The sequence below is a fragment of the Streptomyces sp. LBL genome, assembly GCF_029893585.1.
Classification (GTDB): Bacteria; Actinomycetota; Actinomycetes; order Streptomycetales; family Streptomycetaceae; genus Streptomyces.
On sequence record NZ_JARXYX010000005.1, the window covers coordinates 307,070 to 321,011 of the forward strand.

Annotated in this window: 11 protein-coding genes and 1 pseudogene; 8 read left to right on the forward strand and 4 right to left on the reverse strand. The window is 69.8% G+C overall.

Annotation, left to right across the window (positions count from 1 at the left end; genetic code table 11):
- The first annotated feature begins 121 nt into the window (after nt 1–121).
- Together M2271_RS08495 and M2271_RS08500 are read left to right on the forward strand one after the other, a co-directional pair.
- Nucleotides 122–898 carry an SDR family NAD(P)-dependent oxidoreductase gene (locus tag M2271_RS08495; protein ID WP_280886479.1) on the forward strand — a complete coding sequence of 259 codons (777 nt, stop codon included), beginning with the start codon at nt 122–124 and terminating at the stop codon, nt 896–898.
- Entirely contained in the window at nt 898–1,044 is a 147-nt protein-coding gene (locus M2271_RS08500; protein ID WP_280886480.1) for a hypothetical protein, read from the forward strand. Before M2271_RS08495 ends, M2271_RS08500 begins: the two co-directional genes overlap by 1 nt.
- A 7-nt stretch (nt 1,045–1,051) precedes the next feature.
- Here M2271_RS08500 and M2271_RS08505 read toward each other — a convergent pair whose 3' ends face one another.
- Nucleotides 1,052–2,245, reverse strand: a complete 1,194-nt coding sequence (locus M2271_RS08505; RefSeq protein ID WP_280886481.1) for an RtcB family protein — start codon at nt 2,243–2,245, stop codon at nt 1,052–1,054.
- 204 nt (nt 2,246–2,449) lie between these two features.
- Between M2271_RS08505 and M2271_RS08510 the strand changes: the two genes are divergently transcribed.
- The 3 genes from M2271_RS08510 (at nt 2,450) to M2271_RS08520 (ending at nt 5,981) form a co-directional block, all read left to right on the forward strand.
- Nucleotides 2,450–3,364, forward strand: a complete 915-nt coding sequence (locus tag M2271_RS08510) for a DUF3558 domain-containing protein (protein ID WP_280886519.1) — start codon at nt 2,450–2,452, stop codon at nt 3,362–3,364.
- Between the two features lie 118 nt (nt 3,365–3,482).
- Nucleotides 3,483–4,466: a DUF3558 family protein gene (locus M2271_RS08515; protein ID WP_280886482.1), complete on the forward strand. Its 984-nt coding sequence runs from the start codon at nt 3,483–3,485 to the stop codon at nt 4,464–4,466.
- Between the two features lie 156 nt (nt 4,467–4,622).
- Nucleotides 4,623–5,981, forward strand: coding sequence for a DUF2637 domain-containing protein (locus M2271_RS08520; RefSeq protein ID WP_280886483.1), 1,359 nt, complete (start codon nt 4,623–4,625; stop codon nt 5,979–5,981).
- A 104-nt stretch (nt 5,982–6,085) separates the two neighbouring features.
- Here M2271_RS08520 and lysS read toward each other — a convergent pair whose 3' ends face one another.
- Nucleotides 6,086–7,891 (reverse strand): lysine--tRNA ligase, encoded by a 1,806-nt coding sequence (lysS, locus tag M2271_RS08525; RefSeq protein ID WP_280886484.1) that lies wholly within the window; start codon nt 7,889–7,891, stop codon nt 6,086–6,088.
- A gap of 178 nt (nt 7,892–8,069) precedes the next feature.
- On the opposite strand from lysS, the gene argS reads away from it, so the two are divergent.
- Nucleotides 8,070–9,839 (forward strand): arginine--tRNA ligase, encoded by a 1,770-nt coding sequence (argS, locus tag M2271_RS08530; RefSeq protein WP_280886520.1) that lies wholly within the window; start codon nt 8,070–8,072, stop codon nt 9,837–9,839.
- Nucleotides 9,840–9,970: 131 nt separating this feature from the next.
- Here the strand turns inward: argS and M2271_RS08535 are convergent.
- A pseudogene (locus M2271_RS08535) lies at nt 9,971–10,648 on the reverse strand (hypothetical protein); the annotation flags it as partial.
- A 105-nt stretch (nt 10,649–10,753) separates the two neighbouring features.
- Nucleotides 10,754–12,688 carry a hypothetical protein gene (locus M2271_RS08540; RefSeq protein ID WP_280886485.1) on the reverse strand — a complete coding sequence of 645 codons (1,935 nt, stop codon included), beginning with the start codon at nt 12,686–12,688 and terminating at the stop codon, nt 10,754–10,756.
- Nucleotides 12,689–12,873: 185 nt separating this feature from the next.
- Between M2271_RS08540 and M2271_RS08550 the strand changes: the two genes are divergently transcribed.
- Both M2271_RS08550 and M2271_RS08555 read left to right on the forward strand, forming a co-directional pair.
- Complete coding sequence (locus tag M2271_RS08550; protein ID WP_280886521.1) at nt 12,874–13,044, forward strand: DUF397 domain-containing protein; 171 nt, start codon at nt 12,874–12,876, stop codon at nt 13,042–13,044.
- A gap of 48 nt (nt 13,045–13,092) precedes the next feature.
- Nucleotides 13,093–13,899 carry a DUF4253 domain-containing protein gene (locus M2271_RS08555; RefSeq protein ID WP_280886486.1) on the forward strand — a complete coding sequence of 269 codons (807 nt, stop codon included), beginning with the start codon at nt 13,093–13,095 and terminating at the stop codon, nt 13,897–13,899.
- Nucleotides 13,900–13,942: the final 43 nt, after the last annotated feature.

Sequence of the window (13,942 nt, forward strand, 5' to 3'; positions counted from 1 at the left end):
CGCCCTGGACCGCCATGGACCGCCCATGGACCGAGACCACCAACCGCCCGATCAGCCCACCCGCCTATCCTGGCCGAACAGGCTTCCACCCCACCCGTTCGCTCAGTCCGAGGAGCAGCCCATGGCCACCGCCGTCCCGTCCGCCGCCTCCCGCATCGCCGTCGTCACCGGTGCGAGCAGCGGAATCGGCGCCGCCACGGCCCGTCAGCTGGCCGCGGCCGGCTACCGCGTCGTCCTCACCGCCCGCCGCAAGGACCGCATCGAGGCCCTGGCCGAGGAGATCAACGCGGCGGGCCACCAGGCGACGGCCTACCCGCTGGACATCACCGACCGGGCCGCAGTGGACGAGTTCGCCTCCGCTTTCAAGACCATCGGCGTGCTGGTCAACAACGCCGGCGGAGCCCTCGGCGCCGACCCGGTGGCCACCGGCGACCCGGCCGACTGGCGCTCGATGTACGAGACCAACGTCATCGGCACCCTCAACCTCACCCAGGCCCTGCTCCCCCAGCTGGACGCGAGCGGTGACGGCACGGTCGTGGTCGTCTCCTCGACGGCCGGCCACGGCACCTACGAGGGCGGCGCGGGCTACGTCGCCGCCAAGCACGGCGCCCACGTCCTCGCCGAGACCCTGCGCCTGGAGATCGTCGGCCGCCCGGTCCGCGTCATCGAGATCGCCCCCGGCATGGTCAGGACGGACGAGTTCGCCCTCACCCGCTTCGGCGGCGACCAGGAGAAGGCCGCGAAGGTCTATGAGGGCGTCGCGGAGCCCCTGACGGCGGACGACGTGGCGGACACCATCACCTGGGCGGTGACCCGCCCCAGCCACGTCAACGTCGACCTCCTGATCCTCCGCCCTCGCGCCCAGGCCTCCAACACGAAGGTCCACCGGGAGCGGTGATGCCGGACGCCGAACGGGAGCAACACCGCCTGAAGGAGGAGACGAGGAACGAACGCCACATGTGGATGTGGCTGGCGTACTTCCTCTTCGGCATCCACATCGTGGCCTTCGTCATGATCTACGCGGTGACGCACGCCCCGAAGTGAGACCCCGTCAGCCCTTCACGCACACCACCTGCTTCAGCTTCGCCACGACCTCCACCAGGTCCCGCTGCTGCTCGATGACCTGCTCGATCGGCTTGTAGGCGCCCGGGATCTCGTCCACGACGCCGGAGTCCTTACGGCACTCCACGCCCCGCGTCTGCTCCTCCAGGTCCTTCGTCGTGAAGCGACGCTTGGCCGCGTTCCGGCTCATCCGCCGCCCCGCACCGTGGGACGCCGAGTTGAAGGACTTCGCGTTCCCGAGGCCCTTCACGATGTACGAACCCGTGCCCATGGAGCCGGGGATGATCCCGTACTCGCCGGAGCCGGCCCGGATCGCACCCTTGCGCGTCACGAGCAGGTCCATGCCGTCGTAGCGCTCCTCGGACACGTAGTTGTGGTGCGCGCTGATCTCCGGCTCGAAGGTCGGCTTCGCCTTCTTGAACTCCTTGCGGACCACGTCCTTCAGGAGCGCCATCATGATCGTACGGTTGTACTTCGCGTACTCCTGCGCCCAGAACAGGTCGTGACGGTACGCCGCCATCTGCGGGGTGTCCGCGACGAACACGGCGAGGTCGCGGTCGACCAGGCCCTGGTTGTGCGGGAGCTTCTGGGCCACACCGATATGGAACTCGGCCAGTTCCTTGCCGATGTTCCGGGAGCCGGAGTGGAGCATGAGCCAGACAGAATCGGCCGTATCCGTGCATACTTCGACGAAGTGATTGCCGGATCCAAGCGTTCCCATCTGCTTTCCAGCACGCTCGTGACGGAATTTGACCGCGTCGGCGACTCCGTCGAACCGCCCCCAGAAGTCGTCCCACCCAGCCGTGGCCAGCCCGTGGAACCGCCCCGGATCGACAGCGGCGTCATGCATCCCCCGCCCCACCGGAATCGCCTGCTCGACCTTCGACCGCAGTCGGGACAGATCACCGGGCAGGTCGTTCGCCGTCAGCGACGTCTTCACCGCCGACATCCCGCACCCGATGTCCACCCCCACCGCCGCCGGACACACCGCCCCGTGCATCGCGATGACCGACCCGACCGTCGCACCCTTGCCGTAGTGGACGTCCGGCATGACCGCCAGGCCTTTGATCCACGGCAGGGTCGCCACGTTGCGCAGCTGCTGGAGCGCGCCCTCGTCGACCGTCGCCGGGTCGGCCCACATACGGATCGGAACCTTCGCGCCCGGCATTTCCACGTACGACATATCGTCCTCATTCCCCCGGAAAACAGCAGAAGTCCTGAATCGCAAAAGCCATCGCCAAAGTCGATGAAAGGGACATCGGACCGGCGTCCATGGCCATGCGTGCGATACACATTGTCTCCAGGGGGCGCCCCCATGCGGCAAGCGATTAACCAGCGGGGACACTGGGACACCCCCAGGGAAACCACCGTCGAGAGGAGCCTGACCGTGCAGCGGAAGGCGTACGTACCCGGCGTCGCCGCGCTCCTCGCGGCCCTGTTCGCCACACTCGCCGGCTGCACCGGCAGTTCCGACGACGGCGGCACGACGGACAGCGCGAACCCCGGCGACCCCGGCACGGCCTCCCCCGCGGCCCAGCCGGGCCGGTACCGCACCCTTCCCGAACCCTGCGGCGCGGTCGGCCGGAGCACCCTCGACTCGCTGCTGCCCGGCATCCGGCAGATCACCGACGAGGACCAGCGGGAGAAGGCGTACGCGGGCGAACCGACCGTCACCTACGACACGGACCGCAAGGTCGGCTGCCGTTGGAAGGTGGAGTCCACGAACGCCACCGACCATCTGCTGATCGACTTCGAGCGGGTGGTGTCGTACGACAACTCCGTGAGCGACGACAGCCAGGCGCAGCAGCTGTTCGCGACGATGGAGGAGGCGGCCGACCTCCCCGAGGTGGCGAGCACCAGCGCCCCCTCGGACGTCGGCACCGGTGACGAGAGCACCGCGAGCGCCGGAAGCGCCGGAAGCGCTGCCCTTCCCGGAGCCACCCCGACCGCCTCCGCCTCTGCCTCGGCGCCCTCGTCGGCTTCGCCATCGCCCACGTCATCTTTGACGTCCTCTTCGTCCTCTTCGTCCCCCACGTCCTCGAGCACCGTCCCCCCGGCCGACCTCCAGCCGCGGCTCCTCGACGGTCTCGGCGACGCGGCCTTCCTGGACGATGTGCTGAGCAGTTCGGGTTCGACGGCCCAGCAGCGCACGGTGACTGTGGCGTTCCGCACGTCGAACGTGGTCGTGACGATGGAGTACGAGGAGCAGCCGGCGACCGTCGGAGTGGCTCCGGACAGCCAGGAAATGCAGGACAAGGCCCTGAAACTGGCCGCGCAACTGGCCGATACCCTGGCCGGCTAGCGCCCCTTCACAGAGCTCTCACTCCTCCGCACAAAGCGGCCGAAGGGAAGCCGCACCGCTTCCTCACCGCGTACCGTGGCCCCTCGGACCCGATCCGACGGCAGGAACCACAAGCGTCATGAGTGAAGGAACCATGCAGCGACCAGCACAGCGAGACCGACGGAACGAGCGAGACCAGCGCGATCGGCGGGCGAAGAGCCTCAGGCGCGTCCTTGTCTGCGCGGCGGCGGTCCCCGTGATGCTGATCGCCGCCGGCTGCTCCTCGGACTCCGGCTCGGACGACGCCGGCAGCGGCGGCAGCAGCAGCGCCAGCAGCAGCAGTTCGGGCGGCGCGGAGGCAGGGGCGCCCGCGAGCCCGACACCGACGGTGCAGGCGGCGGCGTACAAGTCGCTTCCGGAGCCGTGTGCGGTGCTGTCGAAGAAGTCCCTGGGCGAACTCGTACCGGAGGGGAAGAAGTCCGGCAAGGAGGGCACGTCCGACGACACGGCGACGCGGGCCAGTTGCTCCTGGAACAGCCTCGACAACAACGGCGTCAAGGGCTCCCAGTTCCGCTGGCTGAACGTGGCGTTGCTGCGCTTCGAGTCGGACACCTCGCGCGGCTCGGGCGACCAGCAGGCGCAGGCGTACTACGCGAAGCAGGTCCAGGACGCCCAGTCGTCCCAGGGCGCGAAGAACGCCAAGTCGACGCCGCTCGCCGGGACGGGCGACCAGGCGACGACGGTGACGTACGACCTGAAGAAGAAGGAAGGCGCCTTCAAGCAGCAGACGATCGTCACGCGCGTCGAGAACGTCGTCGTGACCGTCGACTACAACGGCGCCGGCCTGGCCGGTGAGAAGACGCCGAGTGCGACGAGCCTGACGAAGCTCGCCGAGAAGGCGGCCCAGGAGACGGTGGCCGCGGTGTCGGCGGCGAACGGTGAGGGCACGGCGAAGGGCGGGGGGACGGCGAGCAGCTCACCGTCGGCGTCGAAGAGCGCGTCCCCGTCGAAGAACGCGACCCCGTCGAAAAGCTCGTCCCCCTCGAAGTCCGGGTCGGATTCGGCGACAAAGGCGCCCTCGAAGAAGGCCTCCCCGTCCACATCAGCGCCCAAGAAGAGCTGACTGTCACACCTGGACACCAACTCGCAGCTCAGCAAGGACGTTTGACGGAGCCCGGTCCCCCACGGGGGCCGGGCTTCTGACGGTCCGACAACGCGTACGACGCACACATGTGCCACTCTGTTGCGCGCAACAACACGCAAGGGGAGGGGACTACGGGTGGCCGCGCCAATGCAGCTGACTCGGACACACCGGATTCTCATCGGCGTGGTCGTGGCCGGCGCCGTTGTCATCGCCGGTATCGGCTTCGCCGGTTCGTACTCGGCCGTCCGTGAGCTGGCGATCCAGAAGGGCTTCGGGAACTTCTCCTACGTGTTCCCGGTAGGCATCGACGCGGGCATCTGCGTCCTGCTGGCGCTGGATCTGCTGCTGACCTGGATCCGCATCCCGTTCCCGCTGCTGCGCCAGACGGCCTGGCTGCTGACGGCGGCGACGATCGCCTTCAACGGCGCGGCGGCCTGGCCGGACCCGCTGGGCGTCGGTATGCACGCGGTGATCCCGATCCTGTTCGTGGTCTCCGTCGAGGCGGCCCGGCACGCGATCGGCCGGATCGCGGACATCACGGCCGACAAGCACATGGAGGGCGTCCGCCTCACCCGCTGGATACTCTCCCCCCTGCCCACGTTCCTCCTGTGGCGCCGCATGAAGCTGTGGGAGCTCCGCTCCTACGAGCAGGTCATCAAGCTGGAGCAGGAACGTCTCGTCTACCAGGCCCGCCTCCGCTCCCGCTTCGGCCGGGCCTGGCGGCGGAAGGCGCCGGTGGAGAGCCTGATGCCGCTGCGGCTGGCGCGGTACGGGGTACCGCTGGCGGAGACGGCCCCGTCGGGCCTGGCGGCGGCCGGGATAGAGCCTGCTCTCCTGCCCCCGGCGCCCCGGCAGCCCGAGACGGCCGCGGTGGCGGCGGGCGGTGGTGCCGCCGGGGCGGCTCCCAGCCGGCAGCGAGCGGCGGCGCCTCCCGCAGAGCAGCGCCTGGAGCTCGACAGCACCCCCTACGCGGGGCGGCCCGGCCAGGAGCCCGTGCCCGGCCAGGGGCCCGAGTCCGGTCGCCAGGAGCCCGCGCCCGGTCAGGGGCCCGCGCCCGACCAGAGCCCCTGGTTCAAGCCTCCCGTGCAGGAAATCCGGTACCAGGGCGGCTACGACCCCACCTACGACCCCTCGGACCAGTACGCCGAGTGGTACGAGGAGCAGCAACAGGCCGACCAGTACCGCGAACAGTTCGAGGAGGAACCCCCGGCGCAGGAGCCCTCTCCGGAGGAGACCGGGACGTTCCCCATTCCGGTGGGCCCGAACCGCACCCGCGAGCTCGGCGAGGGCGGCGGCACCCCGGAACCGGACGAGGAGGCGTACTACCAGGTCTTCAAGCAGTCGATAAACGGCAGCTATCCGACCCCGCGCCAGTTCGGTGACAACGTCGAGACGACGTTCGGCATCCCCGTCGCGGACCCCGACGCCAAGCGCATGGTCCTGCGCTTCCAGAACCGCCACACCGCGGAACTGGAAGACGACCACATCGCCTGAGCCACATCGCCTGCACGAGGAGGGGGGCGCCCGGTGTTCACCGGGCGCCCCCCTCCTGGTGAACACCGGCACAGAACCGCCGATACTCCACCGCTACCCCGCCATCACTCCCCGAGCAGGGTCCGCACCCGCTCCTGCCCCACCGCCAGCAGCAGCGTGGGCAGTCGCGGTCCCGTGTCCCGCCCGACCAGCAGGTGGTACAGCAGGGCGAAGAAGGACCGCTGGGCGGTCTTGATCTCCGGGGGCAGCTCCTTGGGCGTGGCGTCGGCCGGGAAGCCGGCCTGCACCTTGGGCACGCCGTAGACGAGGTGGGACAGGCCGTCGAGCGACCAGTGCTCGGTGAGCCCGTCGAGCAGCAGCCGCAGAGACTGCTGGGACGGCTCGTCGAGGGACTTCAGCAGCTCGTGGTCGGGCTCCTCACGCACGATGGTCCGCTGGTCGGCGGGCACCTGGGTGTTGATCCACGTCTCGGCCTTGTCGAGCCGCGGCCGCACCTCGTCGAGCGAGGCGAGCGGGTTGGCCGGGTCGAGCTCGCTGAGGATGCGCAGCGCCTGGTCCTCGTGTCCGGCGGTGATGTCGGCGACGGACGCGAGGGTCCGGTACGGCATCGGCCGGGGCGTGCGCGGCAACTCACCGGCGGCGGTCCCGACGGCACGCGCGTGCGCGGCGACGTCCCCCGGCAGGGCGGAACCTCCCCCAGAGCCGGAAGCCTGGGAGGTGCCCCCAGCGACCTTGGCGTCGAGCTTGTCCCACTCGTCGTAGAGGCGCTGGATCTCCTGGTCGAAGGCGATCTTGAAGGACTGGTTGGGCCGGCGGCGGGCGTACAGCCAACGCAGGAGTTGCGGCTCCATGATCTTCAGGGCGTCGGCCGCGGTGGGCACCCCGCCCCTCGACGAGGACATCTTCGCCATCCCGCTGATGCCCACGAAGGCGTACATCGGGCCGATCGGCCGCTTCCCGCCGAAGATCCCGACGATCTGCCCGCCGACCTGGAACGAGGACCCCGGGGAGGAGTGGTCGACCCCGGACGGCTCGAACACGACCCCCTCGTACGCCCACCGCATCGGCCAGTCGACCTTCCAGGCCAGCTTGCCGCGGTTGAACTCGTTCAGCCGGACGGTCTCGCCGAAACCGCAGCCGGTGCAGGTGTACGTCAGCTCGGTGGTGTCGTCGTCGTACGCGGTGACGGTGGTGAGGTCCTTCTCGCAGTTGCCGCAGTACGGCTTGTACGGGAAGTACCCGGCGGAGCCGGAGCTGCCGTCGTCCTCGTTCGCCGCGCCGGACCCCTCGGCGGCCTCCAGCTCGGCCTCGTCGACCGGCTTCTGCTGATTCTTTTGCTGCTTCGCCGGGGCCTTCTTGGTGCGGTACTGGTCGAGGATCGCGTCGATCTCACCGCGGTGCCTCATGGCGTGCAGGATCTGCTCGCGGTAGACACCGGAGGTGTACTGCGCGGTCTGGCTGATCGGGTCGAACTCCACGCCCAGCTCGGCCAGCGACTCGGTCATCGCGGCCTTGAAGTGCTCGGCCCAGTTCGGGTGGGCGGAGCCCTCGGGGGCGGGCACGGAGGTCAACGGCTTGCCGATGTGCTCCAGGAAGGAGTCCTCGTCGACACCGGCGATGCCCTTGGGCACCTTGCGGAAGCGGTCGTAGTCGTCCCAGGAGATCAGATGGCGCACCGCGTACCCCCGCCGGCGGATCTCGTCGGCGACGAGATGCGGGGTCATGACCTCGCGCAGGTTCCCCAGGTGGATGGGTCCGGAGGGGGAGAGGCCGGAGGCGACGACGACCACCGGAGCGTCAGCGGGTGATGCCGCTTTGCCCGAGGCCCGACGCTCCGACTCCTCGATGACCTCATCCGCGAAACGGGAGACCCAGTCGGTGGTCTCGGTGCTCTGAGCCACGATCGGCACGTCCTCTTTTACTGAAGGCCTTTTGCGAAGGCTTGCTGAAGCTTGCGGGTGTCTTTGCTGGTGTCCTGCTGGTGTCCCCCATTCTCCCAGACCACCCAGCACCCCGGAAAACCGCTTTACGCACCGTGGGATACTGGCCGTGCCCATCCATCCCCACGAGGAGAACGGCACACACTCCATGGCCTCGGTCACGTCCCTCAGCGCTTGTGTCCAGCAGCACCTCGCGACGGCTCTCTCGGCTGCCCTGCCGGAGGCCGGTTCCGCCGACCCGCTGCTGCGCCGAAGCGACCGGGCCGACTATCAGGCCAACGGCATTCTGGCCCTGGCCAAAAAGGCCAAGGCGAACCCGCGGGAGCTGGCGACGCAGGTCGTCTCCCAGGTGGTCACCGGTGAGGTGATCAAGGACATCGAGGTCTCCGGGCCCGGCTTCCTGAACATCACGCTCACCGACAGGGCGATCACCGAGAACCTCGCCGCGCGGTACGCGGACGTGGACCGCCTGGGCGTGCCCTTCGTCGAGAACCCGGGCACGACGGTCGTCGACTACGCCCAGCCGAACGTGGCGAAGGAGATGCACGTCGGCCACCTGCGGTCCGCGGTGATCGGCGACGCGGTCGTCCACCTCCTGGAGTTCACCGGCGAGACGGTCGTCCGCAGGCACCACATCGGCGACTGGGGCACCCAGTTCGGCATGCTCATCCAGTACCTGGACGAGCACCCGCACGAGCTGGACCACAAGGAATCCCAGGTGAGCGGTGAGGAGGCGATGTCCAACCTCGACCGCCTCTACAAGACCGCACGCAAGCTGTTCGACTCCGACGAGGAGTTCAAGACGCGGGCCCGGCGCCGGGTGGTCGACCTCCAGGCGGGCGACCCGCACACGCTGGCCACCTGGCAGAAGTTCGTCGACGAGTCGAAGATCTACTTCTTCTCCGTCTTCGAGAAGCTGGACATGGAGGTCCGCGACCCGGACATCGTCGGCGAGTCCGGCTACAACGACATGCTCGCGGAGACCTGCCGGCTGCTGGAGGAGTCGGGCGTCGCGGTCCGCTCCGAGGGCGCCCTGTGTGTGTTCTTCGAGGACGTCAAGGGCCCGGACGGCAACCCGGTCCCGCTGATCGTCCAGAAGTCCGACGGCGGCTACGGCTACGCGGCCACCGACCTGTCGGCGATCCGCGACCGCGTGTTCCGCCTGAAGGCGAACACGCTGGTGTACGTGGTCGACGCCCGGCAGTCGCTGCACTTCCGGATGGTGTTCGAGACGGCACGCCGGGCCGACTGGCTGGGCGACGACGTCAGGGCGCACCAACTGGCCTTCGGCACCGTGCTCGGCAAGGACGGCAAGCCGTTCAAGACCCGTGAGGGCGTGACGGTGAAGCTGGAGGACCTCCTCGACGAGGCCGTCCAGCGTGCCACTGCCGTGGTCCGGGAGAAGGCCGGGAAGGTGGGCCTGACGGAGCAGGAGATCGAGGAGAACGGCCGGCACGTCGGCGTGGGCGCGGTGAAGTACGCCGACCTGTCCACGTCCGCCGTGCGGGACTACAAGTTCGACCTGGACCAGATGGTCTCCCTGAACGGCGACACCGCGGTCTACCTCCAGTACGCGTACGCCCGTATCCAGTCCATCCTCCGCAAGGCGGGCGAGGCCCGCCCGGCCGCCCACCCGGAGCTGGAACTCGCGCCCGCCGAGCGGGCGTTGGGCCTGCACCTGGACGCCTTCGCGGAGACGGTCACGGAGGCCGCCGCCGAGTACGCCCCGCACAAGCTGACGGCGTACCTGTACCAGCTGGCGTCGCTGCTGACGACGTTCTACGACCAGTGCCAGGTGCTGTCCGCCGACAACCCTCCCGCGGTCGTCGAGAACCGCCTGCTCCTGGTCGACCTGACGGCCCGCACCCTCCACCGCGGCATGGGCCTGCTGGGGATCCGGACGCCCGAGCGGCTCTGACGCGACCGCTGATGACCAGGCCGGCGCGGCGACCCGGATTCGGGTCGCCGCGCCGTTCTGGTCCGCCTCGGGCCCAGACTCGCGGAAGCGTGTGGTCAGGCCTGCTCAGCCGCCCGGACCTGCCCTTCACCGTCCGCCCGGCCCCGTCCGGCCTCCTTCTGGGCGCGCTCCACGATCTCCTCGGCCTGCCGCCGCAGCGTCGTCGCCCGCTCGATGGCCTCCGTACGGACCCTTTCGCTGTCCCCCATGGCGGACTGACGCAGCTCGTCAGCGTCCGCCTTCGCCTTGGACAGCAGCTCCTCGGCGGTGCGGGCCGCCTCCTCGATCTGCTGGACGGCCTCCCTGAGGGCCTCCGCGCGGATCTTCTCGCCCTCGGCGACCGCGTCGGCACGCAGTTGCTCGGCCTCGCCGCGCAGCCGACGGGCCTCCTCCCGCAACTCGACCGTCTTGGCCCGGTACTCCTTCGTGTCGTCCTTCGCCGTGCCCATGAGCCGCTCGGCGATGTCACGTGCCTCGGTCAGCAACCGGTCCGCCTCGATCCCGGCCTCACAACGGATCAGCTCGGCTTCCGCGGCCGCGTCCCACTTGGTTCTCCTCGCTTCCCCGGCCGCCGTGCCGAGCACGTCCTCGACGATTTCGGCCCCCTTGGCCCGCCGGAACGAACTCTCCTCGGAGGTCCCACGCGCCCGGTCGGATGCCTCGGCGACAACCTTCTCGGCCGCGACACGAGCATCCGCGACGGCCTGCTCCGCGTCCGACTTGGTGACCTCAGCCTCCTTGGTGGCCTCACTGATCAAACGGGCGATCTGTGCGAGCAGTACGCCCTGCACCGGTCCCCCTCCCCCGTCGGCGGACTGCCACCACCGCACGACGGTCCGGCCCAGCACTCCGTTACGCGTAACGAGTATGGCGCTTCAGTAGCCCGACGAGTCACCCGAGCTGCCGTACGACCCTCCCGCCGACCGCCGCAGCCGCCGCACCTCTTCCTCCACGCGGCGCGCGACATCGCCGATGCCCGCGCTCTCCTCCAGCCCGCTGTCACGGAGTTGGGCGGCGAGGGTGGTGAAGTAGTGGGCGGTGGCGAGGAGGTACTCGTCCACGTCGACGCCGACGGACGCGGCGGCTCCCGGAGGTATCCGGTTGACCTCGTCCAGGACGCGGTTGATCTGCACCGTGATCTCGTCCCGGACATCCCTCGTCAGCGCCACCGCCCGCCCGACCTGGGAAAGGATGGAGTGGCAGGATCGGGCGAGCTGCATGAGCAGCCGGTCGTCGCGGTTGAGGGAGGAGGATCCCGACGCGGCGGGGCTGAAGTTGCCCGACGAGATCCGGGCGTCCACGAACTGGGGCTCGTAGCGTCGCAGGTCGAAGGCGGTGGTCGCGCCGAGCGCCGCCCGGAAGCAGGGGTGGACCTGGAACTCCGTCTCGTGCGGCTGGACCGGCAGCCCGTCGTCGCCCGCGTACACCACGTCGTTGCCGCGCCGCACCCCGAGGAAGCCGGCCCCGTACAGCACGTCGATGATCCCGGGGAGTGTCAACGCGTTGGCGTACGCGGGGAAGTCCTGGTGGAGGGTCTCGGCCGCCGCCTCGAAGCGCCGGGTGAGCGCTGCGCGGGTGACGACGTACCCGGTGTTCTGGAAGAGGGGGACCAGGTTCCGGAGGAAGGGGTGCGCGACCAGGTACTCCGACGTCAGGTCCTTGAGCTTCCACTCCGAGAACTGGCGACCCGCCTGCTCCACGTCCGCCTCGGTGATGCGTTCCCGCTCATGGTCCAACCAGGCCTTCTCCTGGCAGGCGTTGAGGAACTGGATGGCGTCGCGCGGCCGGGGCAGACAGCGCCGGAAGAGATGACTCGCGGTCTCCTCACCGCCCACCGTGCGGGGAAACAGCTCCTGCCACAGCTGCTCCTCGGTCAGCTCCTCCCCGACGGAGGCCCGCGCCCGCGCCAGCGCGAGGTCCCGCAGCGCCTGTTCCGTCCAGGCGATCCTGAGTTCGTCCCCGTGGAACTTGTCACCCTCCCCGAAGGACAGCGAGTCGTAGATGTCGGCCCGCAGGAAAAGAAGGAAGCGTACGGACCGGCCGTACAGGCTCGCGGCGTGCTTGGCTGCCAGCAGCAGCCCGATCACCATGGAGTTGCTGTCCGGCTCGGCCGACCACACCTGCTCCAGCTGGTCGACCATGACCAGCAGCGGAGGGTGTACGACGCCGTCGCACCCCAGGTCGGCGAAGGCCCGCGCAACGCCCTGCTCGACGACCTCCAACTGCCGGGCCGCCCTCGCGCCTTCGGACGGCGACTGCGCGAGATCCACGCTCGCCTTCACCCCGAAGGCCTCCAGCGACAGCGAGGTCTGCAACCCGCGCGCCCCCTGCGCCAGCCGCTCCACCAGTCGGCCGCCGCCGCCCGGCGCCTCGCCGTTCTGCTTGAGGAACCGCCCGAGCGCCTTCACCGAGTCGGTCTTGTGCCCGCCGGCATGCGCGTCCCTGGCATGGTCAACCAGATGCCGGGCCGCGTGCACGGCGAACACGTACCGCCAGATCAGCGCCTTGGCCGAGTCCCCGGGCAGTCCCTGCAACTCGAACCGCCGGATCTCCTCCCCCGCGGCCTCGTCGGGGGTGACGAGCACCTTCCCGCCACGGTGCCCGCCCGCCCCGTCCGACATCAACTGCATGCAGATGGCGCTCTTTCCCGACCCTTTGCGCCCGATGATCAGCATCTTGCGACCGCTGAGCGCTGCCCGGTACGCGGCGTTCGGCAGGAACCCGCCGCGCAGCAGCAGTCCGTCGGTCACATCCCGCTCGGCGTCCTCCCGCCCGAAGTGCAACTGCGCGAGCACAGGCTGGTCAGCCATCTCATCCCCCCAAGTCGTGCGGATCCCCACGTTATCGGGACCCACTGACACCGGGGCGGAGAACACCTGACCAAGCTCCCACGCCCGCCCTCGTCGCCGTCGTCCACGATGTGCGGCACACCGGTCCCGCTGTCGTGCACCTCGACGACCAGGGCGTGCCCGTCGTCACGCAGGAAGAGCCGCAACTGGCGGCCCGGCGGCATCCCGTGGACGGCGACGAGGGCGGACAGTGCGTCGAGGTCGCCACCTGCCCCCACACCATCCACATCCGCGACTCCAAGAGCCCCCAAGCGAACGCCCCCACCCTCCAGGTCGCCCCCACCACCTGGGCCGCGTTCACCTCCGGCCTCAAGTAACCCGCCTGCCCGACCGCGTTGTCAGTGGCTCCCCCTACAGTCACCGACATGGCGACGCTTCCCAACCCGCTCCCCCGCCTCACCTCCCTCGGTCTTCACCTCCCGCCAGGCAGACTGATCGACGCGACGGACGAGGGCACCTGGCACGAACCGCTGCTCTGGCTCGCGGACGACAGAGCCACCCCCGACGCCTGGGCGGCGCTCCAGCATCCACCGCGAGCCGTCGGTCTGCTTCCCCTCGTCGTCGACGTCGGCGGTGGCCACGGCGGCCCGGAGGGCTGGGAGTTGAGGCCCGGGGAGATGACGTATCCCGGCGATCACGACCCCGAAGAGGTACTGGCCGACTTCTGGGACGCGTACGCGGCGGAGGGCGACGAGTGGCCTGGGCTCGCCGACTCCCCTGAGCCCGCGCCCGGTAGGGACAGCGACTCGGACACCGGCGACTCGGACACCGGCGACGCGGTCGCCACCGACATCGCCCGCTCCCTCCTCGACGACGGCGGCCCCCTGAAGGACCCCCGCCTCGCCCTCGTCCCCGCCCGCCGCAGCGCCGACATCCCAGCCGCGATCGGCTGGACGGGCCCGGCGAACCACGAGCTCGACACAGCCAGGCTGTCCGCGGTGCTCCGCTCCTGGGAGGACCGCTTCGGCATCCGGGTCCTGGCGCTCGGCTTCGACCACCTGCTGGTGTCGGTCGCCACCCCGCCCGCGACCCTCGCCGATGCGGAGGCCCTAGCCGCCGAGCACTTCGCGTTCTGCCCGGACAACATCCTGCAGGGCAGCGACCCGAGCCTGCGCGCCTACGCCGAGCGACAACTGCTCGACCAGGGCGCCTGGCACTTCTGGTGGGACTGACCGGCGTCAGCCCAGCAACGCCGTCCCCTCCGGAGGCGTGATG